Origin of the sequence: Streptomyces sp. NPDC048659 (assembly GCF_040650575.1) — a bacterium.
Classification (GTDB): domain Bacteria; phylum Actinomycetota; class Actinomycetes; order Streptomycetales; family Streptomycetaceae; genus Streptomyces.
This window is the reverse complement of sequence record NZ_JBEZHM010000074.1, coordinates 1-24,434: the sequence shown is the minus strand read 5'-3', so window position 1 is coordinate 24,434 and position 24,434 is coordinate 1. Positions and strand designations below refer to the sequence as shown.

16 protein-coding genes, 1 pseudogene and 1 riboswitch are annotated in these 24,434 nt (G+C 75.3%); of the genes and pseudogenes, 6 read left to right on the top strand and 11 right to left on the bottom strand.

The window, feature by feature from the left end:
• Nucleotides 1–208 precede the first annotated feature (208 nt).
• A complete protein-coding gene (locus AB0C99_RS35090) occupies nucleotides 209–2,200 on the top strand; it encodes a sigma-70 family RNA polymerase sigma factor (RefSeq protein ID WP_362483807.1) in 1,992 nt (663 codons plus the stop codon).
• On the opposite strand, the gene AB0C99_RS35085 is transcribed toward AB0C99_RS35090, so the two are convergent.
• From AB0C99_RS35085 to AB0C99_RS35075, 3 genes are all read right to left on the bottom strand, one after another.
• A complete protein-coding gene (locus tag AB0C99_RS35085; protein ID WP_362483806.1) occupies nucleotides 2,187–5,438 on the bottom strand; it encodes a BTAD domain-containing putative transcriptional regulator in 3,252 nt (1,083 codons plus the stop codon). The genes AB0C99_RS35090 and AB0C99_RS35085 overlap by 14 nt on opposite strands.
• A gap of 72 nt (nucleotides 5,439–5,510) precedes the next feature.
• Nucleotides 5,511–6,107, bottom strand: coding sequence for a Uma2 family endonuclease (locus AB0C99_RS35080; RefSeq protein WP_362483805.1), 597 nt, complete (start codon nucleotides 6,105–6,107; stop codon nucleotides 5,511–5,513).
• 131 nt (nucleotides 6,108–6,238) lie between these two features.
• Complete coding sequence (locus AB0C99_RS35075; protein WP_362483803.1) at nucleotides 6,239–8,347, bottom strand: asparagine synthase-related protein; 2,109 nt, start codon at nucleotides 8,345–8,347, stop codon at nucleotides 6,239–6,241.
• Between the two features lie 682 nt (nucleotides 8,348–9,029).
• On the opposite strand from AB0C99_RS35075, the gene AB0C99_RS35070 reads away from it, so the two are divergent.
• The 4 genes from AB0C99_RS35070 to AB0C99_RS35055 all read left to right on the top strand — a co-directional run bounded on the left by AB0C99_RS35070 (nucleotide 9,030) and on the right by AB0C99_RS35055 (nucleotide 14,144).
• The gene (locus AB0C99_RS35070) at nucleotides 9,030–10,460 is read left to right on the top strand and encodes an MFS transporter (protein ID WP_362483801.1); all 1,431 of its coding nucleotides are present in this window, start codon (nucleotides 9,030–9,032) and stop codon (nucleotides 10,458–10,460) included.
• A gap of 73 nt (nucleotides 10,461–10,533) precedes the next feature.
• Nucleotides 10,534–11,736, top strand: coding sequence for an L-2-hydroxyglutarate oxidase (gene lhgO / locus AB0C99_RS35065; RefSeq protein ID WP_362483821.1), 1,203 nt, complete (start codon nucleotides 10,534–10,536; stop codon nucleotides 11,734–11,736).
• A gap of 65 nt (nucleotides 11,737–11,801) precedes the next feature.
• Entirely contained in the window at nucleotides 11,802–12,641 is an 840-nt protein-coding gene (gene trmB / locus AB0C99_RS35060) for a tRNA (guanosine(46)-N7)-methyltransferase TrmB (RefSeq protein ID WP_362483799.1), read from the top strand.
• Nucleotides 12,642–12,848: 207 nt separating this feature from the next.
• The gene (locus tag AB0C99_RS35055; protein WP_362483819.1) at nucleotides 12,849–14,144 is read left to right on the top strand and encodes a PrsW family intramembrane metalloprotease; all 1,296 of its coding nucleotides are present in this window, start codon (nucleotides 12,849–12,851) and stop codon (nucleotides 14,142–14,144) included.
• A gap of 53 nt (nucleotides 14,145–14,197) precedes the next feature.
• Here AB0C99_RS35055 and AB0C99_RS35050 read toward each other — a convergent pair whose 3' ends face one another.
• Together AB0C99_RS35050 and AB0C99_RS35045 are read right to left on the bottom strand one after the other, a co-directional pair.
• Complete coding sequence (locus AB0C99_RS35050; protein ID WP_362483797.1) at nucleotides 14,198–15,262, bottom strand: SIS domain-containing protein; 1,065 nt, start codon at nucleotides 15,260–15,262, stop codon at nucleotides 14,198–14,200.
• A 145-nt stretch (nucleotides 15,263–15,407) separates the two neighbouring features.
• Nucleotides 15,408–16,742 (bottom strand): PTS transporter subunit EIIC, encoded by a 1,335-nt coding sequence (locus AB0C99_RS35045; RefSeq protein ID WP_362483796.1) that lies wholly within the window; start codon nucleotides 16,740–16,742, stop codon nucleotides 15,408–15,410.
• A gap of 170 nt (nucleotides 16,743–16,912) precedes the next feature.
• On the opposite strand from AB0C99_RS35045, the gene AB0C99_RS35040 reads away from it, so the two are divergent.
• Nucleotides 16,913–17,671: a GntR family transcriptional regulator gene (locus AB0C99_RS35040; RefSeq protein ID WP_362483794.1), complete on the top strand. Its 759-nt coding sequence runs from the start codon at nucleotides 16,913–16,915 to the stop codon at nucleotides 17,669–17,671.
• A gap of 149 nt (nucleotides 17,672–17,820) precedes the next feature.
• Here AB0C99_RS35040 and AB0C99_RS35035 read toward each other — a convergent pair whose 3' ends face one another.
• The 6 genes and pseudogenes from AB0C99_RS35035 to AB0C99_RS35010 all read right to left on the bottom strand — a co-directional run.
• Complete coding sequence (locus AB0C99_RS35035; protein ID WP_362483792.1) at nucleotides 17,821–18,768, bottom strand: aldo/keto reductase; 948 nt, start codon at nucleotides 18,766–18,768, stop codon at nucleotides 17,821–17,823.
• Between the two features lie 130 nt (nucleotides 18,769–18,898).
• The gene (locus AB0C99_RS35030) at nucleotides 18,899–19,984 is read right to left on the bottom strand and encodes a M23 family metallopeptidase (protein WP_362483790.1); all 1,086 of its coding nucleotides are present in this window, start codon (nucleotides 19,982–19,984) and stop codon (nucleotides 18,899–18,901) included.
• An 11-nt stretch (nucleotides 19,985–19,995) separates the two neighbouring features.
• Nucleotides 19,996–20,141: riboswitch (cyclic di-AMP (ydaO/yuaA leader) on the bottom strand.
• A 201-nt stretch (nucleotides 20,142–20,342) separates the two neighbouring features.
• Nucleotides 20,343–21,506 (bottom strand): PP2C family protein-serine/threonine phosphatase, encoded by a 1,164-nt coding sequence (locus AB0C99_RS35025; RefSeq protein WP_362483817.1) that lies wholly within the window; start codon nucleotides 21,504–21,506, stop codon nucleotides 20,343–20,345.
• A 199-nt stretch (nucleotides 21,507–21,705) separates the two neighbouring features.
• Nucleotides 21,706–22,983 (bottom strand): MFS transporter, encoded by a 1,278-nt coding sequence (locus AB0C99_RS35020; RefSeq protein WP_362483788.1) that lies wholly within the window; start codon nucleotides 22,981–22,983, stop codon nucleotides 21,706–21,708.
• On the bottom strand, nucleotides 22,980–24,014 hold the full coding sequence (locus tag AB0C99_RS35015; RefSeq protein WP_362483786.1) for a PLP-dependent cysteine synthase family protein: 1,035 nt from the start codon (nucleotides 24,012–24,014) through the stop codon (nucleotides 22,980–22,982). Before AB0C99_RS35015 ends, AB0C99_RS35020 begins: the two co-directional genes overlap by 4 nt.
• Before the next feature lie 318 nt (nucleotides 24,015–24,332).
• Nucleotides 24,333–24,434, bottom strand: a pseudogene (locus AB0C99_RS35010) (cystathionine beta-lyase); the annotation flags it as partial.

Genomic DNA, 24,434 nt, shown 5'->3' with positions numbered 1-24,434 from the left:
GCGGGCACGCCGCCGAGTCGAACACCGGGGTGACGGGTCGTTGGTCCGAGTGACCGGCGGCCCTCACACGAACGGATGACCGGTTACGCCCGGAGACGGGAAGTCGCCCCGGACGAGTGGTAAGTGGACGCGGGGGTTCGGCGTGCCCGCGCTCTGTGGCAGGCTTGACCGGTGTTCGGGTCCGAGCGTGCATACGGGGGCTTCCGCGATGAGCGGTGACAGTCGGGACGAGACGCCGGGCGCCGGTGGCACCAGGGAGACCGGGGACCCGTCCTCCGCCCAGGTGCCCAGCCAGGGCCGACCCGTCGGCACCCCGGGCGGTTCGGCCGGTCCGGGCGCGGGCGGCGGGCAGGCCGCGGAGGCCAGCGTCCCGCAGCAGCGCGAGGGCGGGGTCTCGGCAGGACACGGATCCGGTGCCGCCGCCGGGACGTCCGGGGCCGTCTTCGACGAGAACGAAGGCGTGCTGCCGCCGAACGACCTGCCGCCGTCCGACGCCGAGCTCGTCCAGCTGATGCGGGACGGCGACGACAGCGCGTACGAGGAGCTGTTCCGGCGCCACTCCGACGCCGTGCGCCGCTACGCCAGGACCTGCTGCCGCGACGGGCACACCGCCGACGACCTGACCGCCGAGGTCTTCGCCCGCACGCTCCAGGCGGTGCGCGGCGGCGCCGGGCCCGAACAGGCCGTGCGCGCCTATCTGCTGACCACCGTCCGCCGGGTCGCGGCGAACTGGACCAAGACGCAGAAGCGCGAGCATCTGGTCGAGGACTTCGCGGTGTTCGCCGCCGAGGCCGCCCGCGGCTCGGAGGTCTCCGACCAGGACACCCTCGACCTCGGCGCCGACGTGCTCGCCATGCACGAGGCCGAACAGTCGCTGGCCATGCAGGCGTTCCGGTCGCTGCCGGAGCGCTGGCAGGCGGTGCTCTGGCACACCACGGTCGAGGAGGAGTCGCCCAGCGAGGTCGCCCCGCTCTTCGGCCTCACCGCCAACGCCACCGCCGTGCTCGCCAGCCGGGCCCGCGAGGGGCTGAAGCAGGCGTATCTCCAGGCGCACGTCAGCCAGTCGCTCACCTCGGGCGGCGACTGCGCCCGCTATGCCGACCGGCTCGGCGCGTTCGCGCGCGGCGGGCTGCGGATGCGGGCGGAGCGGGGGCTGCGCAAGCACCTCGACGAGTGCGCCAAGTGCCGGCTCGCCGCCGGTGAGCTGGCGCACGTGAACGCCGGGATCCCCGCGATCCTCCCGATCGCGGTCATCGGCTGGTTCGCCGCCGGCTACACGCTCAAGGCCGCCGGGGTCGTCGCGGGCGGGGTGGCGGGCGCGGGCGCCGCCGGTGCCGCCGCCGCGGCCACCGGCGCCGGGACCGCCACCGGTTCGGCCGGGGCCACCTCCGCCGCTGCGGCCGAGGGGCTCGGCATCCCCGCGAAGGCGGGCATCGCCGCCGTCGCCGCCGTCGCCGCGACCGCCGGTCTGGTCTGGGCGCTGACCGGGTCCGAGCCGGAGCCGGTCGCCCGGCCCACGGCCACGCCCACGGTCGTCGCCCCCGTCGTCCCGGCGCCGCCCCCGCCGAAGCCCAGCCCGAAGCCGACGCCGCCGCCCGTACAGGCGCCGCCTCCGCCGCCGAAGCCCGCGCCGAAGCCGACCCCGTCGAAGACCGTACGGCCGAGCCCGAAGCCGAAGCCGACGCCGTCCCCGACACCGAAGCCGAAGCCCACGCCCACCCCGGTGAAGCCCTCGGCCACGCCGTCCCCGAGCCCGGCGCCGAGCGTCTACCAGATCAACCGGCTGGAGTACGGGATCTTCGGCGACGGCACCAAGCCGGAGGTCCGGCTGGGCGAGAGCAGCTGGATGTGGCAGCGCTCCCGGCTGTCCATGGACGGCACGTCGTACGCGCACGGGGTGAGCGTGCACGCCCCGTCCTCGCTGCTGATCGACCTCAACCGGCAGTGCACCGCCTACGACGCGGTCGTCGGCATCGACGACATCACCCTGCCGCTCGGGGTCGGCGGCGTCCGCTTCGCGGTGTACGGCGACGACGAACGCCTGTGGCGCTCCGAGGTGATCCGCCCCGGCGACCCGCCCGTCCCGGTGCACGTGGGCATCGAGGGCCGCCGGGAGCTCCGGCTCGTCGTCGAGGAGCACACCCCGTTCGGCCGGGCGGCGGTCGCGGACTGGGCGCAGTCGCAGATCAGCTGCTCCTGACGGACCCGCCCTCCGGCCCGAGGGTCCCGCCCTCCGGCCGCTCCGCCTCGTACGGCTCCGCCAGGGCCAGCACCTCGTCGACGCCGAGGCCGCGGCCCGCGGCGCGCTCCGCCGCCGAGACCTCCGCGCCGAGCGCGGCGCGGGCCCGGTCCATGACCTCCTCGGTCTCGCGGATCTCGGCCACCGCGCGCGGGATCTCCGTACGCCAGCCGTCGCAGGCGCCCAGGATCCGTACCGCCGCCGTCTGCTCGCCCGCCAGGGAGAGCGCGGTGGCCAGGCCCTCGGCGAGGCCGGCCGTGATGAACTCGGAGCACTGCGCAAGCAGCGCGTCGCGCAGCGCCGTCGCCGCCGAGCCGACCGCCGCCCGGCCACCGCCCTCGTACGCCTCGATGCGGGCGCCGAGCCCGGACACGATGGCCACGAAGTGCGGCGGCGGGGTGCCCGAGCCGATCAGCGCGCCGGCCTCCTCCACATGCCGGCGGGCGGCGGCCACGTCCCCCTCGTCCAGGGCTATGTAGGCGCGCAGGAAGCCCACGTACGTCCCCGTGTCGCCGGTGCGGAGGCTCTCCGCCTCGGCCTCCGCCCGGTCCAGGCCGCGGGCGGCGGCGGCCGGGTCGCCCTCGCGGAAGTCGAGCTCGGCGAGCCGGGCGATCAGGAACGGCGCCTCGGCGTGCGCGCCGACCTCGCGGGCCAGGGCCAGCGCCTCCCCGTACGCCTCGCGGGCCCGCTCGTACCGGCCGCGCATGATGGCGGCCTCGCCCGTGGCGCTGGCGACCTGGGCGCGCATCCAGCGGTCGCCGACCTCGCGGGAGAGGACGCGCAGCTCGGCGAGGTCGGCGTCGATGCCGGCCAGGCCGCCGGGCATGTCCACGGCCATGTGGGCGCGGAACATCAGGCTGACGCCGATCTCCCACTCCCCGCCGTGGCGGCGGGCGTTGGCGACGGCGAGGTCCATCAGGGCGCGGACGTCGGCGGGCGTGTCGGTCAGATACGCCGTGAACGGCCACAGCAGCCCGGGGAAGCGGGCCGACTCGGGGCCGGGCTCGACGGCGAAGGCGGCCCGCAGCCGGGCGATGGCCGCGGCGGTCTCCGGGTCCTCGCGGTGGTCCGCGACGACCTGGCTCTCGATCGCGAGGAAGAAGTGGAGCATCCGCAGCCGCATCCGGGGCCAGTGGCGCGGATCGGCCGGGTCCTCGGGGTCCGTGCCGAGGGCGAGGGCCCGCTCGGCCCAGGCGAGGCCCTCGGGGCGGTAGTTGCGCAGCCACCAGAACCAGCCCATGGCGAAGACCAGCCGGTGGGCGGCGGCCTCGTCGGGGGCGGTGGCGGTGGTGCGGTGCAGGGCCGCGCGGATGTTGTCGAGGTCGCGCTCGATCCGGGTGATCCAGGGCAGCTGCTCGCCCGAGCGCAGCAGCGGCTCGGCGGTCTCGGCGAGGGCGGTGAAGTGGGCGGTGTGCGCGGCCTCGGCGGCGGCGCGCGGCTCCGGGGTCTCGGCGGCGCGCTCGACCGCGTACTCGTGGATGGTCTCCAGGAAGCGGTAGCGCATCTCGCCGTCGTCGGTGGGGGTGGCGACGACGAGGGACTTCTCGACGAGGGCGCCGAGGACGCCGAGGGTGTCGGCGTCCCCGGGGTCCGGGTCGAGCGCCTCGGCGGCGGGCAGGTCCCAGCCGCCCGCGAAGACGGCGGCTCGCCGCAGCAGCGCGCGCTCCCGCGCGTCCAGCAGCTCCCAGGACCAGTCGACGACGGCCCGCAGGGTCTGCTGGCGGGGCAGCACGGTGCGGGAGCCGGAGGTGAGGAGGTGGAAGCGGTCGTCGAGGCGGTCGGCGATCTGGCGCGGGGTCAGCAGCCGCAGCCGGGCGGCGGCGAGCTCGATGGCGAGCGGGAGGCCGTCGAGGCGGCGGCAGATCTCGTCGACGGCGGCCAGGTCGTCCTCGACGCGGAAGCCGGGCCGCACCGCGCGGGCGCGCTCGGCGAAGAGGCGGTGGGCCGGCCGGGCGGGGAGGGGCTCGACGGGGCGGACCGACTCGCCGGGGACGCCGAGGGGTTCGCGGCTGGTGGCGAGGATCCGCAGCCCGGGGCAGTGGGTGAGGAGGGTCTCGGCGAGGGCGGCGGCGGCCCCGATGACGTGCTCGCAGTTGTCGAGGACGAGGAGCAGCGGGCGGTGCGCCAGGTGCTCGACGAGGCGGGCGGTGGGGTCGTCCTGGACGGGCTGCCCGTCGCGGGTGATGAGGTGGGTCTCGCGCAGGCGCAGGGCGGACAGGACGGCGCCCGGTACGGCTCCGGGGTCGTCGAGCGGGGCGAGCTCGGCGCTCCAGGCGGCGGGGCCGACGGCCTGCCGGGCGGCCTCCTCGGCGAGCCGGGTCTTCCCGGAGCCGCCGGGGCCGGTGAGCGTGACGAGCCGGGAGCGGCCGAGCTCCGCGCGGAGCCCGGCGAGCTCGGGCTCGCGGCCGACGAAGGAGGTGAGGCGGGGGCGGATGTTGCCGGGCTCGGGGGCCGGGGCGGCGGGTGCCCGGGGGGCCGGTGGGGTGTCCCCGGCGAGGAGCTCGGCGTGCAGGGCGGTGAGCTCGGGGCCGGGGTCGGTGCCGAGGCCGTCGGCGAGGGTGCGGCGGGCCTCCTCGTAGGCGGCGAGGGCGTCGGCGGGGCGGCCCTCCGCGCGGAGGGCGCGGATGAGCTGGGCGTGGAAGGTCTCGTCGTAGGGGTGCGCGGCGGTGAGCTCGGTGAGCTCCGGGACGAGCCCTCCGGTGGCGCCGCGTCGCAGGTCGGCCTCGACGCGGCGGCGGAGCGCGGCGAGCCGCTGCGCCTCGGGGCGCACGCCCGCGTGCGCGGGGAGGTCGGCGAGGGCGGGGCCGCGGAAGAGGGCGAGGGCGGCGCGCAGGAGTTCGGCGGCGGTGGCGGGGTCGCCCGCGTCGAGCCGGACGGTGGCGTCCCTGACCCGGCGCTCGAAGACGTACAGGTCGATGTCGTCGGCCTCGGCGACCAGCCGGTAGCCGCCGGGGCCGGAGGCGACGGCGTCCTTGCCGAGGACCCTTCTCAGCCGTCCGACGAGCGCCTGGAGCGCGGCGGGGGCGTCGTGCGGCGGCTCGTCCCCGTACACGTCGTCGACGAGCTCCCCGACGGACGCGGTCCGCCCGCCGCGCACCGCGAGCGCGGCGAGCAGCGCCCGCAGCCGGGCCCCGCCGAGGGGCAGCCGGGCGCCGTCGCCGTCGAGGGCGTCGGTGGTGCCGAGGATGAGATACCGCACCGGGCCATTGTCACGGCTGGGGGTGCGGGGCGCCTCGGGGTTTCCCCGGAGAGGGGCGCTCGGGGCGCGGGGTCAGAACTCCGAGGTGTCGAGGTCGAAGCCGAGGGGTTCCGGAAGGGAGACCACGGCTCCCAGCTGGTGGGAGGAAGTGTGCCGGTAGGCGTCCACTGAGGGCTCCCAGCAGACGACGACCTGGGCCGCCTCGCGGTCGATGAGCAGGTAGACGGGGATGTCCGCGTTGGCGTATCCCCTGATCTTCTCCACACGGTCCCGGCCTGCGGTGGAGGGCGAGGTGACCTCGGCGACGAGGAGGACGGGGTCCGTCGGGTGCCACTCCTGCTTGTCGGCGAAGCTCCCCTTGGGAGCGAGGACGAGGTCGGGGATGACCCTGGAGTCGTCCGGGAGGTGCAGACCGATGCCCGTATAGCTGCGCAGCGAACGGTCGTTCCTGCCACGGACGACCTGTTCCACCACCTCGGTCACGATCTCCTCGTGCTGGCCGTTCGCCGGTGGTACCACCTTGATCTCCCCTTCGATCAGCTCCACGCGCCAGCCCTTGGGGGCCACCGCACTGAAGAGCTCGAAGGTCTGCTCCACGGACGCACCCTCGTACGGGGGCGGGGCGTCGTCCGGGGCTTCGCCCCCCGGTACGGGCAGCGCCATCGCCATGTCGGCCTCCTTCGCTCGGTGCGACGCTCCCAGCGTAGGCACACACCCCCGGGGGGAACGGAAGACCGTTCACTCGAACGAGCGTGCTGTGACGTTTCGGCAGGTCAGGCGCCCGCCTGGGCCATCCGCCGCTACGCCGGGAGCGACCGCGCCGCCGGGATCAGGGGGCCCGGCACCGCGCGGTGGCGGGGGGCGGCGGTGCCGGTCCAGCAGGAGCCGCGGCGGGCGAGGAGGCGGCGGAGCCAGAGCTCGGTGGAGACCAGGTCGGCGAGGCCGTCGAGGGGGACCTGCTCGCCGTCGGCGGCGGCGCGCAGGGCGCGGCGGACCACGCGCGCCTCGATCAGGCCCGCGTCGGCGAGGAGCGGCGCGTCGAAGAGGGCGATCAGGTGCGGGAGCGCCGCACGCAGTCCCGCGCGGGTGGTGGCCGCCGGGACGGCCGGATGGGGGGCGCCCCAGCCGGAGGGGAGGTCGCGGATGCCGGCGCCCGCGAGGACGGTGCGCAGGACGGTGGCGCGGGCGTCGGGCTGGACCCGCAGGGATTCGGGGAGCGTGCGGCAGACGCGGACGACCTGGTTGTCCAGGAACGGGGCGTGCAGGCGCTGGCTGCGGATCTCGGCGGCCTGTTCGAGGACGCGGTGGTCGGCCGCCGCGCGCGCGAGGGCGGCGCGGGCGCGGGCCTCGCCGGGGCGCTGGACGGCGGCGGGGAGGGTCGCCGCCCGGTTCAGGCGAACCGATACTTCGGCCAGCGCCTCCCCCGTCAGCCAGCGCGCGGCCGGGCCTGGCCGGGACCAGGCGAGGGCGGAGAGCGACGCCTCCAGGGGGCCGTAGGAGCCGCCGGGCGCCCGGTTGGCCTCCAGGACGCGGGTGGCGGCGGCCTCCAGGCCGGTGCGGTAGGGCGTACGGGCGAGCCTGCGGGCCGCGCGGTAGACCTGGAGCGGGACGAGGAGCGCGCCCGCCGAGGGGCCGGTGGCCTTGGCGAGCGCGGTGACCGGGCGCACCAGGGAGCGGCGCCTGCGGTCCATCAGGAGGTCGGCGAGGCGCGCCGGGTGCGCGTCCAGGACCTGGCGGGCGCCGAAGCCGGTGAAGTGGTCGGCGCTGCCGCCCGCGAGCCGCCTGCGGTGACGGTCGGCGGAGACGAGCGCGGGGCCCGGCTCGTCGGTGAGCGGCCCGTCGAGCTCCGCGTACGGGAGGGCCTCCTCCCCGGCGGTGACGACCACGTGGTGGAGGCGCGGGTTGGCGGCAATCTCCCCCGCGCGGGCGAGCTCTTCGCGGCTGCCGGCGCCCGCGAGGTCGTTGAAGGTGACGGCGAGCAGCCGCTCGCCGGCCCCGGTGCCGTGGCCGAGGACGGTGCCGGGGACGCCGGGGAGCCCGGCGGCGAGCAGGGCGAGGGTGCCGGAGGCGCTGCCGCCGGAGAGGTCGGCGCCGATGCCGGGGGCGGGGCCGCCGCCGCGGGCCGCGCGCCGGTCGGCGGGCCCCATGCCGGGCACCGGGCCCGGGTCGGGCAGCGGCGTCTCGGGCGCGTGCCGGGGCGCGGTGAGCCGGGCCCGTACCGCCTCGACGAGCGCGTCCCGGACGTCCTCGACGGCCTGCCGGGGGTCGGCCTCGGGCGCCGCGACGGCGAGGGAGGCGACCGGGTCGTAGCCGGTGATCTCGCGCGAGCCCTCGCGCAGGATGAGCGCGTGGCCGGGCGGCACCCGGCGCACACCTTCGTACGGGGTGGAGTCGCGCAGCGCCTCGGGGGTCTCGGGGCAGGCCAGCAGGGCGGCGAGGTGGCCGATGTCGAGCTGGGCCTCGGTGAGGTCGGCGAGCGGCAGGGCGGCCGTCCCGTAGGCGGTGCCGCCGGCCCAGGGGGTGTGGAAGACGGGGCGGGCGCCCGCGAGGTCGCCGGTGACGGTGACGCGGCGGCCGACCTTGACGACGGCGGTGTAGCCGCCCGGCCACGCGGTCAGGTGCCGCAGTGCGCCCCCGCGCGCGGTGAGCAGTCCGCGGCGCAGTTCGTCGTCGCTGGCGGCGCAGCAGCCGAGGACGGCGAGGCGGGTGTGTTCGTCGAGGCCGACCACGCGGACCTCGTCGGGGCGCCAGTCGCCGACCGCCCACAGCGGGTCGGGGTCGCCCCACAGGAGCTGCGCGCCCACCGGCTGCACCGTGCGTCCCTCGGCGGGGTCGCCGACGGTCCCGGCCGAGCCGGGCGGGGCGCCGTACCGCGCGGCGACACTGCTCCAGCCCACCAGCCACCGCATCGCCGCCTCCACAAAGGTCGAGTGGAGGACATGCTGCCATGCCGGAGGGGCGCGGGAGGCATCACAGCAGCGCGAATGCGCCCCTGGCATGGGCCGGTTGAGAGCCGCCGGGCGCCGTGCCCGGCGATCCGGCGGTGGCCTGTCGGCGGCTCGCCGGCTCCTCGTCCGCAGCCGAGGAGCGACCATCGATTTTCGGCCATTCTCGGGTCCCGAGGCGACCATCGGCGGCCCACGGCCGTCCGGGGCCGTCCCGCGCGGACCGGCCGGGACCGGCGCCGCCGCCCGGGGTCGGAACCCCCAACCCGGCGCTTACTCGCGGCAGTCCGGGAGGCGGTCGCCTCCCGGAGCCGTCCGCCGCCCGCGGGGAATGGGGCGGCGGTGTCCCCCAGCCCACCGGACCCGGACAACGGTCCTCGGCCAAGTGGGCCGACCCACGCAGCACTCATGGAAGCGCTCCCCCCGGGGCCCGACGAGAGCGCACGGGCGGGCGCACGGCCACACGCCGGGAGCACGGGCGGCGCCCCCGCGGGAACCGCTCAGCCCATCACACAACAATCTCGCCATACGGAACTCCGCCCCTTAACGGTAGGGATGCGGCGAACTACGCTGTGTTTACGAATGCCGCACGCCTATGCCCGGCGTCGTGGCGGCCGTCCGGGTGGTCGTGTCGAGGGGTGGCGTCATGTCCAGGGAGCAACGCGGGCCGAACGAAAAGCTCGGCACGGTTCTCGCCCTCGCGGGAATCAGCAATGCCGGGCTCGCCCGGCGCGTCAACGACCTCGGTGCGCAGCGGGGCCTGACGCTTCGGTACGACAAGACGTCGGTGGCCCGGTGGGTGTCCAAGGGCATGGTGCCGCAGGGCGCCGCCCCGCACCTGATCGCCGCCGCCATCGGCCAGAAGCTCGGCCGGCCCGTGCCGCTGCACGAGATCGGGCTCGCCGACGCCGACCCCGCGCCGGAGGTCGGGCTCGCCTTCCCGCGCGACGTGGGCGAGGCGGTCCGCTCGGCCACCGAGCTCTACCGGCTGGATCTCGCCGGCCGCCGGGGCGGCGGCGGGATCTGGCAGTCGCTCGCCGGCTCCTTCGCCGTGAGCGCGTACGCGACACCCGCCTCCCGCTGGCTGATCACACCCGCCGACCCCTCGGTCGAGCGGCAGGCCGCCCGGCCCCCGGCGGCGGGCGAGCCGGCCGACCACGCGCGGGTGGGCCACAGCGACGTCGCCAAGCTGCGCGAGGCCGCCGAGGACGCGCGCCGCTGGGACTCCAAGTACGGCGGCGGGGACTGGCGTTCCTCGATGGTGCCCGAGTGCTTAAGGGTGGACGCGGCGCCGCTGCTGCTCGGCTCCTACTCGGACGAGGTGGGGCGCGCCCTGTTCGGCGCGACGGCCGAGCTGACCCGCCTCGCGGGCTGGATGGCCTTCGACACGGGCCAGCAGGAGGCCGCCCAGCGCTACTACATCCAGGCGCTGCGGCTCGCGCGCGCGGCGGCCGACGTCCCCCTCGGGGGGTACGTGCTGGCGTCCATGTCGCTCCAGGCGACCTACCGCGGCTTCGCCGACGAGGGTGTCGACCTGGCGCAGGCGGCCCTGGAGCGCAACCGGGGCCTGGCCACCGCCCGCACCATGTCGTTCTTCCGGCTCGTCGAGGCCCGCGCGCACGCGAAGGCCAACGACGGGGTCGCCGCGGCGGCGGCCCTGAAGGCGGCCGAGGGCTGGCTGGAGCGCTCCCGCGCGGGCGACGCCGACCCGACGTGGCTGGGCTTCTACTCGTACGACCGCTTCTGCGCGGACGCCGCCGAGTGCTACCGCGACCTGAAGCTGCCCCGGCAGGTGCGGCGCTTCACCGAGCAGGCGCTGTCCCGCCCGACCGAGGAGTACGTGCGCTCGCACGGCCTGCGGCTGGTGGTGTCGGCGGTGGCCGAGCTGGAGTCGGGGAACCTGGACGCGGCCTGCGCCGCCGGCACCCTGGCGGTGGAGGTCGCCGGACGGATCTCCTCCGCCCGCACCACCGAATACGTACGAGACCTGCTGAACCGGCTCGAACCGTACGGGGACGAGCCCCGGGTCATGGAGCTCCGGGAGCGCGCCCGCCCGCTCCTCGTGGCCCCGGCGTGACGCGCGTCCCAGACCCGGGCGGTTTAGCGGGATTGTCAGTGGGCCAGTGCACTATCAGGGGTGGGAGGTGGCGCTGGTGTCTGTCCGCTATGACTACGACTGTGACGTGCTGGTGATCGGCGGCGGGATCGTCGGTCTGTCGACGGCGTACGCGATCACGCGCGCCGCGCCGGGCACCCGGGTCACCGTCCTGGAGAAGGAGCACGCCCCGGCCCGCCACCAGACCGGGCGCAACAGCGGCGTGATCCACAGCGGCATCTACTACCGGCCGGGCTCCCTCAAGGCCAGGTTCGCCGTCGAGGGCGCGGCCGAGATGGTCAAGTTCTGCGCGGAGTACGGCATCCCCCACGAGGTCACCGGCAAGCTGATCGTCGCCACCGACCGCGAGGAGCTGCCCCGGCTGCACGCCCTCGTCCAGCGCGGCCGGGAGAACGGGATCCCGGTCCGCGAGCTCGGCCCGGCGCAGATCAGCGAGTACGAGCCGCGGGTGCGGGGCGTGGCCGCGATCCACGTCGGCACGACCGGCATCGTCGACTACGGGGCGGTGGCGGCGAAGCTCGCCGAGGAGTCGGGGGCGCGGATCCTGTACGGGTCGGCGGTCACCGCCGTGGACCGGCGCCCCTGGGGCGTGGCCGTGCGCACGGCCGCCGGGCGCGTGGTGCGCGGGCGGGTCCTGGTGAACTGCGCGGGGCTGCACTGCGACCGGGTGGCGCGGCTCGCGGGCGACGACCCGGAGATGCGGATCGTCCCCTTCCGGGGGGAGTACTACGAGCTGGCCGACCCCTCCCTCGTCCGCGGACTGGTCTATCCCGTCCCCGACCCGGCCTTCCCCTTCCTCGGGGTGCACCTCACCCGGGGCATCGACGGCGGCGTCCACGTCGGGCCGAACGCGGTCCCGGCCCTCGCCCGCGAGGGCTACGGCTGGTCGGTGGTCCGCCCCCGCGAGCTCGCCGGAACCCTCGCCTGGCCGGGCAGCTGGGCCATAGCCAAGGCGCACTGGCGGTACGGGGCGGGCGAGCTGCGCCGCTCGCTGTCCAAGCGCGCCTTCACCGAGGCGGTGCGGCGGATGCTGCCGATCGTCGAGGAGCGCGACCTGCGGCGGGCCACGCCGGGTGTGCGGGCGCAGGCGGTGCTGAAGGACGGCACCCTGGTCGACGACTTCCTGATCCGCGAGTCGGTCCGCACGGTCCACGTGCTGAACGCCCCGTCCCCCGCCGCGACCGCCTCCCTGCCGATCGGACGCGAGGTCGCCGGCCGGGCGCTGGCGCTGCTGTAGGCGCCGGGCCGCGGGCGCCCGCGGCCACGACGGGCGTGCCGGGCTCCCCGTAGAATCGGGGCATTGTGTCTGAGCAGCCTGAGATGACCCCGCCGACCGCCCCCGCGGTCCCCGCCGGCCCCACCGGGACCACCCCCGCCGACCGCGCCTTGGCCGAGCAGCGCGCCGCGCGGCTCGGCAGCCGGATGTTCGCGCCGGGCGAGGGCCCCTCGCCCGACCCGGCCGGCTCGCACTTCGAGCGGCGGATCCGCAGCTTCCAGCCCCGCCGCAGCCGCGTCACCGCGGGCCAGGCCGAGGCCATGCTGAAGCGGTGGCCCGACTGGGGCCTCGACATCGACGGCATGCGCCTGCTCGACCTGGACGAGATGTTCGGCGGGCTGCCGGTCGTCCTGGAGATCGGCTTCGGCATGGGCGAGGCCACCGCGCAGATGGCCGCCGCCGACCCCGGCACCGGCATCCTCGCCGTGGACGTGCACACCCCCGGCCAGGGCAACCTGCTCGGGCTCGCCGACCGCAACGGCCTGGAGAACGTCCGGGTCGCCAACGGCGACGCGGTCATCCTGCTGCGCGAGATGCTCAAGCCCGAGTCCCTCGACGGCTGCCGGGTCTACTTCCCGGACCCCTGGCCGAAGAAGCGGCACCACAAGCGGCGGCTGATCCAGCCCGACTTCCTCACCCTGCTCGCGCCCCGCCTCAAGCCCGGCGGCGTGCTGCACTGCGCCACGGACTGGGAGCCGTACGCGGAGCAGATGCTGGAGGTGCTCGAAGCGCACCCCGACTTCGAGAACACCCAGGCCGACGGCGGCTACGCGCCCCGGCCCGGCCACCGGCCGCTGACCCGCTTCGAGGGGCAGGGCCTCGACAAGGGGCACGTCGTCCACGACCTGCTGTTCCGGCGGCGCTGACCCCGGGGGCGGGGCGGTGACGCCGGGCGAGGGGCGACGTGCGGAACAGGAGGGGACGGGTTTTCCACAGGCTGCGAGAACCCCCTCGCCGCTGTCGGTGGCGCTCGTTAGGGTCGTTGCGTGTCATCGAACCCGATCGCCGGATCCGCCACCGCCGCCGAGCCCGCCCCCGCGCCCGCCGGGGCGTTCGTCCCCGCGCCCGCGCCCGTGCCCGCCCTGGAGACGGACCAGCCGGACTTCACCGCGGTCCCGGAGCGCGCCAAGTGGCGGTACAAGCCGCGGCGCGCGTTCTGGCGCAGCAAGCTGCTGCGGGCCATCGTCCTGATCACCCTGCTCGCGCTGTGCGCGCTGGCAATCCTCGCGCTGGTGCGGGAGGAGACCGGCACGGAGGGCTTCCTCGTCGGGCTCGGCCTCGCCGTGCTGCCCGTGCCGCTGCTGCTGGCCGCGTTCCGCTGGCTCGACCGGGTCGAGCCGGCCCCCTGGAAGAACCTGCTGTTCGCCCTGGCCTGGGGCGCCTTCGCCTCCACGCTGGTGGCCATCCTGGCCAACTCGCTCGCCGTGGAGTGGATCAGCGGCGCCACCTCCGACCCCGGCTCGGCCGACACCCTCGGCGCGACCGCGGTCGCCCCGGTCGTGGAGGAGACCGCCAAGGGCGCGGCGCTGCTGCTGCTCTTCCTCTTCCGCCGCCGGGACTTCACGGGCCCGGTCGACGGCCTGGTCTACGCCGGGTTCACCGCCACCGGCTTCGCCTTCACGGAGAACATCCTCTATCTGGGCAACGCCTTCGGCGAGGACCAGGAGATCGGCTCCACCGGCCTCGGCTCCATGACCTTCGGGACCTTCCTCGTCCGGATCATCATGTCGCCGTTCGCCCACCCCCTCTTCACCTCGCTCACCGGGCTCGGCCTGGGCTTCGCCGCCCTGCTCGCGGCCCGCGCCCGCTTCCGCCGCCCACGGCTGGTGCTGCTGCCGCTCGCGGGTCTGCTGCTCGCCATGGGCCTGCACGCCCTGTGGAACGGCTCGGCGACCTTCCACCCGCTGGCGTTCCTCGCGGTGTACGGGATGTTCATGGTCCCGGTCTTCGGCCTGCTGACCTGGCTCGCGATATGGAGCCGGCAGAAGGAGCTGCGCACGATATCCGGCGAGCTCCCGGCCTACGCGGCGGCCGGCTGGCTCGCCCACGACGAACCGCTCGCGCTCTCCTCGATGCGGGCCCGCTCGCTGGCCCGGGGCTTCGCGGCCCGGACCTTCGGGAAGCAGGCCGCGCAGGCCGTCGGCGAGTACGAGACCTTCGCCACCACCCTCGCCTTCCTCCGCCACCGGGCCGGGCTCGGCCAGGCGGCCCCGGACTTCGCGGCCCGCGAGCAGGAGCTGCTGCACCACCTGTGGCAGCGCCGCCAGGTGGCCTCCCCCGCGCTGAGCTACGCGGCCCGCGCCACCGGCCGCGTCTGGGCGCCGCCGCAGTACCTGGACTACGGCGGCTACAACCCGTACCGCAGCTAGGGGCGGGACGGCCGGGGGCGTTCAGCCGGGGGGTCGTTCAGCCGGTCGGGCGTTCAGCCGGCGGCGGTGAAGGCGGCGACCTCGAAGTCGGCCATGTCCAGGCCGCCCTGCTTGGTGTCGTCGTTGGCGAACACGAAGGACTCGATCGGCACCCCGCGCTCGTCGGCGAGGACGGCGACCAGTTCCTGGAGGACGACGGTCTCCAGCACGACACGGACCGCGTCGGGGCACTGGGGCAGCCGGACGGTGAACAGGTTCGGGGCGGGGGCCACGTCGGCGGTGGTGACCAGCAGGGTGAGGTGACCGGCGCCGGCGAGCGAGCGGGCCAGGTCGAGCTCGCGGCCCGCGCCGTGCACGACGTGCAGGGTGTTGCCCGCCGACTCCATCTCCCCGTGCAGGTAGGTGCGGGTGGAGGAGTGGGCGGCGGGCATCCGGACCACCTCGCGCAGCAGCAGCGCGCCCTCCTCGGCGGAGGCGCGGGAGGAGCCGGCGGCCACGTCGTCGGCGGCGGTGCAGGCGGCGCCGCGCACGCGCAGGGCGGCGGCGGCCTCGGCGGCCCGGGCGCGGACCTCGTCGACGCGGCCGGCGATCCCGCTCCAGTGGTCCTCGTCGGCGAGCCGGCCCTCGATGGCGGCGGCGACCAGGTCCAGGGCCACGATGGTGCCGGTGTAGCCGATGGTCGAGGCGAAGGAGTCGGCCTCGTTGCCGAGGTCCACGGCCAGTCCGGCGGCCTCGGTCAGCGGCGAGGGGGACACGTTGACCAAGGCGACGCGGGTGGTGTCCGCGGGGGCGGCGGCGAAGGCGGCGAGGGTCTCGGAGCTGCGGCCGCTCTGCGAGACGCCGATCAGGCAGTCGGTGTCGAAGCCCGCGAGGCCGTTCTCGATCTCGTCGGCGGAGACCCGCTGGGTGACGACACCGGCGGCGCGCAGCCGGTGCACCGGGACGGCGAGGGCCGCGTAGGAGGCGCCGATGCCGGTGAACAGCGGGCGGCGGGCCTCGCGCAGGGCGCCGGCCGCGGCGGGTTCGGCGAGCCGGGCCCGGACGTGGGCGGCGATCCGTTCCAGGGCGGCGCCCTGACCGGCCTGGCCGTCGAGGAAGGTGATCCGGGAGGCGAACATGGGGGGCTCCAGTACGAGGGGTGTGACGTGTGCGGGGGGGTGGGGGGAGACCGGGCCAGGTCCCGACCGGGGTGGGCCGGGACCGGGCCTGGGCCGGGGCCGGGGAAGCGGGCGCTGATGGGCCGCGCTCCCCCGGCGCGCTCCGTCAGGTGCTGCTGCGGTCCGGGCCTGCGTCCGTACCTGCGTCCGTACCCTCGGCGCGGGCGGCGGGCACGACCGGGGCCGGAGCCGCCACCGGCGCCTGCGCCGCCTCGGCCTCGGGGTCGCGTTCGCGGCCCGGGGTGGGGAGGTCGAACTTGACGATGGCGAAGCGGAAGATCACGTAGTAGAGGGCGGCGAAGGCCAGGCCGATCGGGATGAGCATCCAGGGCTTGGTGGCGATGCCGTAGTTGACGATGTAGTCGATGGCGCCCGAGGAGAAGCCGAAGCCGTCGCGGATGCCGAGGGCGTAGCAGACGGCCATCGAGACGCCGAAGAGCAGCGCGTGGATGATGTAGAGCACCGGGGCGACGAACATGAACGAGAACTCGATGGGCTCGGTCACGCCGGTGACGAAGGCGGTGACGGCGCAGGAGAGCATCATGCCGCGCACCATGGTGCGGTTCTCGGGCCGGGCCGTGTGGGCGATGGCGAGGGCGGCGGCGGGCAGCGCGAACATGTAGATCGGGAAGCCGCCGGTCATGAACTGCCCCGCGCTCGGGTCGCCGGCGAGGAAGCGGGCGATGTCGCCGTGGACCACGGCGCCGGTGTCGGGGTTGGTGAAGGAACCGGCCTCGAACCAGGGGAAGAACGAGAAGAAGTGGTGCATCCCGATCGGGATCAGGGAGCGCACGACCACGCCGAAGATGCCCGCGCCCCAGGCGCCGGTGCCCACCAGCCACTCGCCGAAGTGGAAGAACCAGGACCCGACGGTGGGCCAGACCACGCCGAAGACCACGCCGACGCCGACACCGGCGAAGGCGGCGAGGATCGGGACCAGGCGGCGCCCGCCGAAGAAGCCGAGCCAGTCGGGCAGCTTGGTGCGGGAGAACCGCTGGTAGAGGCCGGCCGCCACGAGGCCCATGACGATGCCGCCGATGACCTTGGCGTCCAGCGGCTTGCCGTCCACGCCCATCGGGAAGGCGGGGCTGGCCAGTACGGCCTTGAAGACGAGGTAGCCGACCACGGCGGACAGCGCGGTGGTGCCGTCGGCCTTCTTCGCGAAGCCGATCGCGACGCCGACCGCGAAGAGCAGCGGCAGGTTGTCGATGACGGTGCCGCCGCCCGCGGCGAGCACCATGCCGAGTTTGCGGACGATCAGCGGGAGCGATTCGCTGCCGAGCAGGTCCTCCTTGCCCAGGCGCAGCATCAGGGCTGCGGCCGGGAGGGTGGCGACCGGGAGCATCAGGCTGCGGCCGATGCGCTGCATGACCGGCATGATCTTGGCGCGCTTCTTCCCAGGGGGCGCGAGCTTGGCCGCCGGGGCCGTGGCCGTCGTCATCGGACTGCTCCTCGTCGAGCGGGGGTCGGGGACATGTCTCGGAAGGTAGTTGGTGGTTTCTTATGTGGTCAACAGAGGTATTTAGTGGTCTGCATTGAAAAGGGCAGGTGAGGTCTAAGGTCCCGACTCACGGGCCGCCCAAGTGGTCTCTGGTGGTACGGTTCGGGACTATGAGCGAAGACCTCCCGGACCCCCGCCCGAGCCGCGCCGCCGACCCTCTCTGGATGCGGTGCGCGGACCGGATCCAGGAGGAGATCGCCCGGCGCGGGCTCACCGAGGGCCACCGCCTCCCGCCCGAACGCGAGCTGTGCGCCCTGCTCTCGGTCTCCCGGGTGACGCTGCGGCGGGCCCTGACCGAGCTCGACGAGCGCGGCGTGGTCGTCCCCTCCCACGGGCGCGGCTGGTTCGTCGCCGCACCGGCGGCCCCCGCCCCGGCCCGCGAGTGGCCCAAGGAGCTGGAGTCCTTCACGGCCACGGCCCGGCGCAAGCACATGCGCCCCGGCTCGCTGGTGATCCGCAGCGAGACCGTCACGGCCGGCCTGGACGACGCGGAGGCGCTGGAAGTACCAGCCGGCACCCCCTTGTTCCGCCTGGAGCGGGTGCGGACCCTCAACGGCGTCCGGGTGGCCGTCGACCACGCGCTGCTGCTCCTGGACGCGGCCCCGGACCTGCCCCGGATCGACTTCACCTCGGCCTCCCTCTTCGCCGAGCTGGCCCGCTGGGGCAAGAGCCCGGACCTCGCCGAGGCCACGATCGAGGCCCAGGTCGCCGACGCGCGCCTGGCCGAGCTGCTCGGCTGCCCGCGCGGCGGCCCCGTCCTCGTACTGGACCAGCTGATCCGCACCCGGGACGGGCGCCCTCTGATGCGCTCGCGCGTGGAGTACAGCGGGGAGCGCCACCGGCTGCGGATGACCCTCCAGTCAGGGTGACAGCCGCGGGGCGGACCGCCCCAGCGGCACAAGTCCGGGGCGGGACCGCCGAAGGTCCCGCCCCGTCCTGTCATGCCGTGTCCCGCCCTGTACGCCCCGGCCCGCTTGGCGGACCGGACCGTTTAAACCCCTTAACCCCCTTAACCCGCTCAGACCGCCGACGCCTCGTCGAGCGCGGCGAGCTCGGCGCCGGTCAGCTCCAGCTCGGCCACGGCGACGAGGGCGGGCAGCTGCTCGACCGTACGGGCCGAGGCGATCGGCGCGACGACGGTCGGGCGGGAGGCCAGCCAGGCGAGGGCGACGGTGGCGGGCTCGGCGTCATGGGCCGCGGCGACCGTGTCGAGCGCGGCGAGCACCCGGCGGCCCCGCTCGGTCTCCAGGTGCTGCCCGGCGCTGCCGGCGCGGACGCTGGCGACGGCGGTGCCCGGGCGGTACTTGCCGGTGAGGAAGCCGGAGGCGAGCGAGAAGTACGGCACGGCCGCGAGCCCGGCACGCTCGGCGGTCTCCAGGAGCTCGCCCTCGTAGGTCTCGCGGGAGACCAGGTTGTAGTGCGGCTGGAGGGCGACGTACCGGGCGAGGCCCTCCGCCTCGGCGAAGTCGAGCGAGGCGCGCAGCCGCTCCGGGGAGATGTTGGAGGCGGCGACGGCCCGGACCTTGCCGTCCTTCACGAGCTGGTCGAGCGCGGTGACGATCTCCTCGACGGGCACGGACTCGTCGTCGAAGTGCGTGTAGTAGAGGTCGATGTAGTCGGTGCCGAGGCGGCGCAGCGACTCCTCGGCGGCGGCCTTGATCGTGGGCGCGGCCAGCCCCTTGAAGCGGGGGTGGGCGCCGACCTTGGTCGCGACGAGGACGTCCGCGCGGTTGCCCCGGGAGGCCATCCAGCGGCCGATGACGGTCTCGGACTCGCCGCCCTCGTTGCCCTCGACCCAGGAGGAGTACGTGTCGGCGGTGTCGACGAAGTTGCCGCCCGCGGCGGCGTACGCGTCGAGGACGGCGAAGGACTGCGCCTCGTCGGCGCTCCAGCCGAAGACGTTGCCGCCGAGGGCGAGCGGGAAGACGTGCAGGTCGGAATTGCCCAGTGCGCGGAGAGAAGTCATAAGGTGATCAACCCCCCGCGCGGCCGGGCCTATTCCGCCGCGACGGCCGTCGGACGCTGAGGCCCCACGCCGGATGTCAGACGCCCAAGCCCATCGACGGCCGCCAGACGCTCAGGCCCTACGCCGGCCGTCAGACGCTCAGGCCCTTGGACCGCAGCCACCCCGCCGGGTCGATGCCGCCGCCGGACGGGGTGTGGACCTCCAGGTGGAGGTGGGGGCCGGTGACGTTGCCGGTGGCGCCGACGCGGCCGATGGTGTCGCCGGTGCCGACGGACTGGCCCGCGCCGACCGTCATCGAGGAGAGGTGGCAGTACCAGATCTCGGTGCCGTCGGCGAGCTCCAGCACGATCCGGTAGCCGTAGGAGCCGGACCAGCCGGCCGACTTCACGGTGCCGCTGTGGACGGCCTTGACCGGGGTGCCGGTGGGCGCGGCGAAGTCCAGGCCGGTGTGGTAGCCGGAGGACCACATGGAGCCGGACTCGCCGTAGGTGGAGGTGAGGGTGTACGAGGAGGTGGGCAGCGCGTAGCTGGCGGCCAGCTTGGCCAGGCGCTCGGCCTCGGCCTTCGCGGCGGCCTCCGCCTCGGCCTTCTTCTTCGCCTCGGCCGCCGCCTTCTCCGCCGCCTCGGCCTTGGCCGCGGCCTCCGTCGCCGCCTTCTCGGCGGCGGCCTTCTGCGCCGCCTCCTTCTCCGCCGTGTCGGCGGCGGCCTGCTGCTGCTCGGCCTGCTGGAGGATGCGGGCGCGCAGCGCCTCGCCCGCGTCGGCCTGCTGCTTCGAGCCGGCCGGGGCGTCGGCGGTGGTGCCGTCCTCGGGGGTCGTGTACGTGAGGGCGGTGAGCGGCCGCGGGGCGTTCCCGGTCCCGGTGCCGGTGCCCTCGTCGGAGCCCTTGGAGTCGCCGCCGCCGATGAGGTCGCCGATGCCGGGCAGTTCGGAGGCGGCGGGCAGGCCGAGGTCGGGCAGGGCTATCGAGACCTTGGGCTTCTCCTGGGCGGTGGCCAGGCCGCCCGCGCCGACGGCGGCGATGACGCCGACGCCGAGGACGGTGGAGGAGCGGGCGAAGTTGGAGCGCTGCTTGACGACCCGGTGCCGGCCGCCGGCGCGGTTCTGGGCCCGCATCGAGTCCTCGGTGGGGTTCCATTCCTCCCCGCCCGTGCCCGCGGCGCCATAGGCGCCGAAAGAGTCGAAGGGGGCTTCGGGAGCGGGGGTGTCGGACGCCACGGAGGCGCTCTCCTTTCCTTCCTTCTCGCCTACCGGGTTAGCTGACGGGTTCGGAGCAGGAAGGTCTCCTACGGGCGTGCCGCACGGGTGCGACGTGCCCGATTCACCCCAAGTGGTGGTTCCCCGGTTCCCTTGCGGAATTCGGCGCACGCGCACGGTGCCGTCTCTTGCGACGGCTGGGACGACCGCGCTGCGTTATCGAACGTTAATAGACACGGCCTCCCGATTCCAAGCCGTTCCCCTTGATCATTAGCTGAATCGACAGGGAATGTCCCGACTTGACCCCCGGTCAGACGGGATTCGCGTCACAGGCGGAATCTGACGTTGTATCAATTGTTATCGGAGTGACACCCCCCGACTACGAGCCGTCACCACCCGGCGGGGGCGTGCCACCGAGCCCCCCGCCGGGCACTGCGCCAGTCCCCCCGCCGGGCGCCGCGCCCGGCGGCACCACCGGTATCGTCCGCCGCCGCTCCGGCTGCCCCGCCGCCGGCCGGCTCACCGCGAGCAGCGCCATGTCGTCCGTCGACCCCCCGCCCGTGTGCCGCCGCACGTCCGCCACCAGCGCGTCCAGCAGCTCCTCGGGCCCGGGGAACAGCCGCCCGGCCAGCCGCGCCGCCGGATCGTAGAAGACCCCGTGCCCGTCCCGCGCCTCCGACAGCCCGTCCGTGTACAGCAGCAGCGTCGCGCCCGCCGGATACGGCGTCTCGTCCGCCCGGTCGGGCCACGCCGCCAGCTCCCCCATCCCCAGCGGCAGCGCCGCCTCGCTCGGCTGCAACCGCGCCAGCGCCCCGTCCCCGTACAGCAGCAGCGGCTCGGGATGCCCGCGGTTCACCACCCGTACGAAGCCCTCGCCGCGCGGGATCTCGGCGAGGACCGCCGTCGTGAACCCCTCGAAGGCGTCCAGCCCGTCCCGCCGGGTGCCCTCCCGGTCCAGCGCCCGTTCGAGCCGCTGGGCCACGCCCTCCAGCGTCGGCTCCAGCTCCGCCGCCTCGCGGAAGGCGCCGATGACCACGGCGACGGCCTCCACCGCGTCGAGCCCCTTGCCCCGCACGTCGCCGACGACCAGCCGCACCCCGTACGGCGTGTCCTGCACGGCGAACAGGTCGCCGCCGATGAACGCGTCCGCCTCCGCCGCCTCGTACCGCGCCGCGATCTGGAGCCCGCCGATCCGCTCGGCGGGCTGCGGCAGCACCGCCTTCTGCGCCGTCTCCGCGATCACCCGCGCCGAGGCCAGCCGCTCGCCGCTGCGCCGCACCACCCGGTTGATCAGCATCGCCAGCGCCGAGACGGTCAGCACCGTCAGCGTCTCGGTGAGCGCGGGGATGTGGCTGGAGGTGTCGTTGTAGACGTGCAGGCCGATGCTGGCGAGGACGGCGGCGACACCCGTGATCAGGGTGGTCAGCGTGGAGAAGAAGGGGGCGGCGATCAGCGGCGCCGCCGAGAACAGCGGCGCCGCCGTGTACTCGGGCGGGGTCGCCAGATCGAAGACGACCCCGCCCACGATGATCAGCGGCGGCAGCGCGCGGATGAACCGGCGGGCGAGGGCGTACGGCCCGCGGGCCCCGTCGCCGCCACCGCCGCCGCCCGGCCCGTCCCGCACCGCCGCTCGCGCCACCGCTGCTCTCCCGCCTGGACCCGGTCCCGGCCGGACCCGGCCCGTACGGACCAGGGACCGCCCCGAGGGCGACGGGAGGACCCGCGCCCTCCCCAGGGTGCGGTCAGCCGGTCGCCGTCGGCGACTGGCGCGCGGCCGACTGGCTTACGGCCGGACGGACGGCGAGCCGCCCGCCCCGGGCCAGCGCCGCCATGGCCACCGCGCAGCCGAGACCCACCGCGCACAGCGTCAGCCACGGCACCGCCGACCAGCCGGTGACGTCGAGCAGGGCGCCCGTCCCCAGGTTCCCCAGGGTGATGCCGATCCCGCAGACGGTGTTGTAGAGCCCGTAGTGGGTGGCCACCCAGCGGTTCTCGGCGAGGGCGACGACGGTGTCCATCTCGTACGGGTAGAGCACCGCGTTCGCCGCCGCCAGCAGCGCCGCGCACAGCAGCAGCCCCGGCAGCGAACGCCCGCCGCCCACCAGCGCGGGCGGCAGGAAGGCCACGCCCATCAGGGCGAGCCCCAGCACCAGGCACCGCTCCCGGCTGAGCCGCCGCTTGCACCAGGCGGTGATCCGCAGCTGCCCGACCAGTGCCACCAGCGCCGACACCACGAACAGCGCCGTCGTCACCGCCGTGCTGTCCGCCGCGAGCGGCAGCGCCAGATAGACCTGGAAGGACAGCACGTACGAGCCGGTCATGGCCAGCGAGAACAGCCAGAACACCCGGTTGGCCAGCACGGTCCGGAACTGCCCGCGCGCCTTCCCGTCCGCCCCCGCGGCCCCCGCCGGCTCGGTCGCCTCCCGGCGCACCGGCAGATGCCGCAGCTGTACGAGGGTGAGCAGGGCGAACAGCACCGCCGCCACCAGGCACGTCAGCCGGAACGACACCCCGGTCAGCGCCACCCCGACCAGCGGCCCGAGCAGGATGCCCGCCTGGTAGTACGTGTTGAAGAGCGCGAACGCCTCCACGCGCCGCTCCCCCGCCTCCGCCGCCAGATACGCCCGTACGGCGGGATTGAACAGCGCGCCCGCCAGACCCGTCGCCAGCGAGGCGGCGATCAGCATCGGCAGCGACTGCGCGAAGGCGAGCGCCCCGAAGCCGAGCGTCCGCAGCGCGCAGCCGGCGACGATCAGCGGCTTGAAGCCGAGCCGGTCGGCGAGCGCGCCGCCGACGAGGAACATGCCCTGCTGGGACAGGTTCCGCGCGCCGAGGACGAGCCCGACCGCCCAGGCCGCCATGCCCAGGCCGTCGGCCAGATGGGCGGCCAGGTACGGCATCAGCATGTAGAAGCCGAGGTTGATGGTGAGCTGGTTGAGGAAGAGGAGCCGCACGGCCGGGTCGAAGCTGAGGCTCTGCTTCCAGATCCCTCCCTGGGAGGGCGCCGCCGTCGTGCTCAACGCACCCGCTCCGCCCGCTCCAGCACCCGGCGGGTCCAGCCGCTGACCGGCTCGCCCTCGGCGTACCCGGCGGGCTCCTCCCGCACGGGACCGTCGAGCAGCCCGTGCTTCGCGCAGAACTCGTCGTTGAAGACCGTGTCGAAGTAGCGCTGCGGCCCGTCGGGGAAGACGGCGGCGATCCGGGTGCCGCGCGGCCGGGTGCGGGCCAGCCAGCCCGCGACCAGCGCGACCGCGCCCACGCTCCAGCCGCCGGTGGCGAACTGCCGGGACGCGAGCCGCCGGGCGGCCCGTACCGCCTCGGCCGGGCCCACCCAGTGGACCTCGTCGAAGGCGGCGTGGTCCACGTTCTCCGGGTGGATGGAGGAGCCGAGCCCGCGCATCAGCCGCTCGCCGGCCGGGAGCCCGAAGACGGTGGAGTTGATGGAGTCCACGCCGACCAGCTCCAGGGCGGGGCTGCCGCCGGCGCGCAGCGCGCGGGCGATGCCGGACGAGTGGCCGCCGGTGCCGACCGCGCAGACCAGCACGTCGACCCGGTCCAGCTGCTCGCCGAGCTCGGCGGCGAGCCCGCCGTACGCCTGCGGGTTGTCGGGGTTCCCGTACTGGTTGGGCCACCAGGCCCCGTCGAGGGCGAGCAGCAGTTCGGCGACCCGGTCCATCCGGGCCTGCTGCCAGCCGCCGTGCGGGCTGGGCTCGGGCACCACGTGCACGTGGGCGCCGTGCGCGGTGAGCATCCGCTCGACGATCGGTTCGAGTCCGGGGTCGGTGACGACGTGGACGGGGTGGCCGTGCAGGATCCCGGCGAGCGCGAGCCCGAGGCCGAGGGTGCCGGAGGTGGACTCGACGATGGGGGCGCCGGGGCGTAGCTCGCCGCGGCGGCGGGCCTGCTCGACCATGTGGAGGGCGGCGCGGTCTTTGATGCCGCCGAAGTTGAAACCTTCGAGCTTGGCCCAGTAGCCGTCGTCCATCCACAGGACGGGGGTGTTGCCGACAGTCTGCTGTGCCACGGAGAGCAGGTTGGCGGGATTGCTCATGGGGGGTTACGTCCTCGGGGTGGGGCAGCCCCGGCCTGCGGGGCGTGCGGAAGGAGCGGGGATCGCGACGGGTACGCGTCCCTGCTCAGTTCCGGTCCACCCCGAGGGCGATCAGCAGCCGGCCCGGCTCGGGCCCGGGCCCGGCACGGCCCCGGACGCAGCGCGTGTGCGGGGCCTCGGGGAACACCTCGTCGTACGGGAGGAGGACGGCGCCCCCTGCGTCCGGCGCGGGGAGCTGGGTGCCGGCGGCCTGCGCGGGCAGGTGCGCGTCGAAGGACCAGCCGTCGCCGGGCCGCTCGCAGCCGTGCGGCAGCCAGGGCGCGGAGTGCCGACCTGGAAGTCCACGGCCGCCGAGCCCACGCCGACCAGGGACGGGCCGTCGGAGGTGCCCTGACCGCCGGTCCCGTGGCAGCTGGCGCA

Excerpts from the sequence above, each read along its gene's own strand:
- AB0C99_RS35090 (WP_362483807.1), top strand. The coding sequence starts at position 209 with ATGAGCGGTGACAGTCGGGACGAGACGCCGGGCGCCGGTGGCACCAGG.
- AB0C99_RS35080 (WP_362483805.1), bottom strand. The coding sequence starts at position 6,107 with ATGGCGATGGCGCTGCCCGTACCGGGGGGCGAAGCCCCGGACGACGCC.
- AB0C99_RS35075 (WP_362483803.1), bottom strand. The coding sequence starts at position 8,347 with ATGCGGTGGCTGGTGGGCTGGAGCAGTGTCGCCGCGCGGTACGGCGCC.
- AB0C99_RS35070 (WP_362483801.1), top strand. The coding sequence starts at position 9,030 with ATGTCCAGGGAGCAACGCGGGCCGAACGAAAAGCTCGGCACGGTTCTC.
- AB0C99_RS35050 (WP_362483797.1), bottom strand. The coding sequence starts at position 15,262 with ATGTTCGCCTCCCGGATCACCTTCCTCGACGGCCAGGCCGGTCAGGGC.
- AB0C99_RS35045 (WP_362483796.1), bottom strand. The coding sequence starts at position 16,742 with ATGACGACGGCCACGGCCCCGGCGGCCAAGCTCGCGCCCCCTGGGAAG.
- AB0C99_RS35040 (WP_362483794.1), top strand. The coding sequence starts at position 16,913 with ATGAGCGAAGACCTCCCGGACCCCCGCCCGAGCCGCGCCGCCGACCCT.
- AB0C99_RS35035 (WP_362483792.1), bottom strand. The coding sequence starts at position 18,768 with ATGACTTCTCTCCGCGCACTGGGCAATTCCGACCTGCACGTCTTCCCG.
- AB0C99_RS35015 (WP_362483786.1), bottom strand. The coding sequence starts at position 24,014 with ATGAGCAATCCCGCCAACCTGCTCTCCGTGGCACAGCAGACTGTCGGC.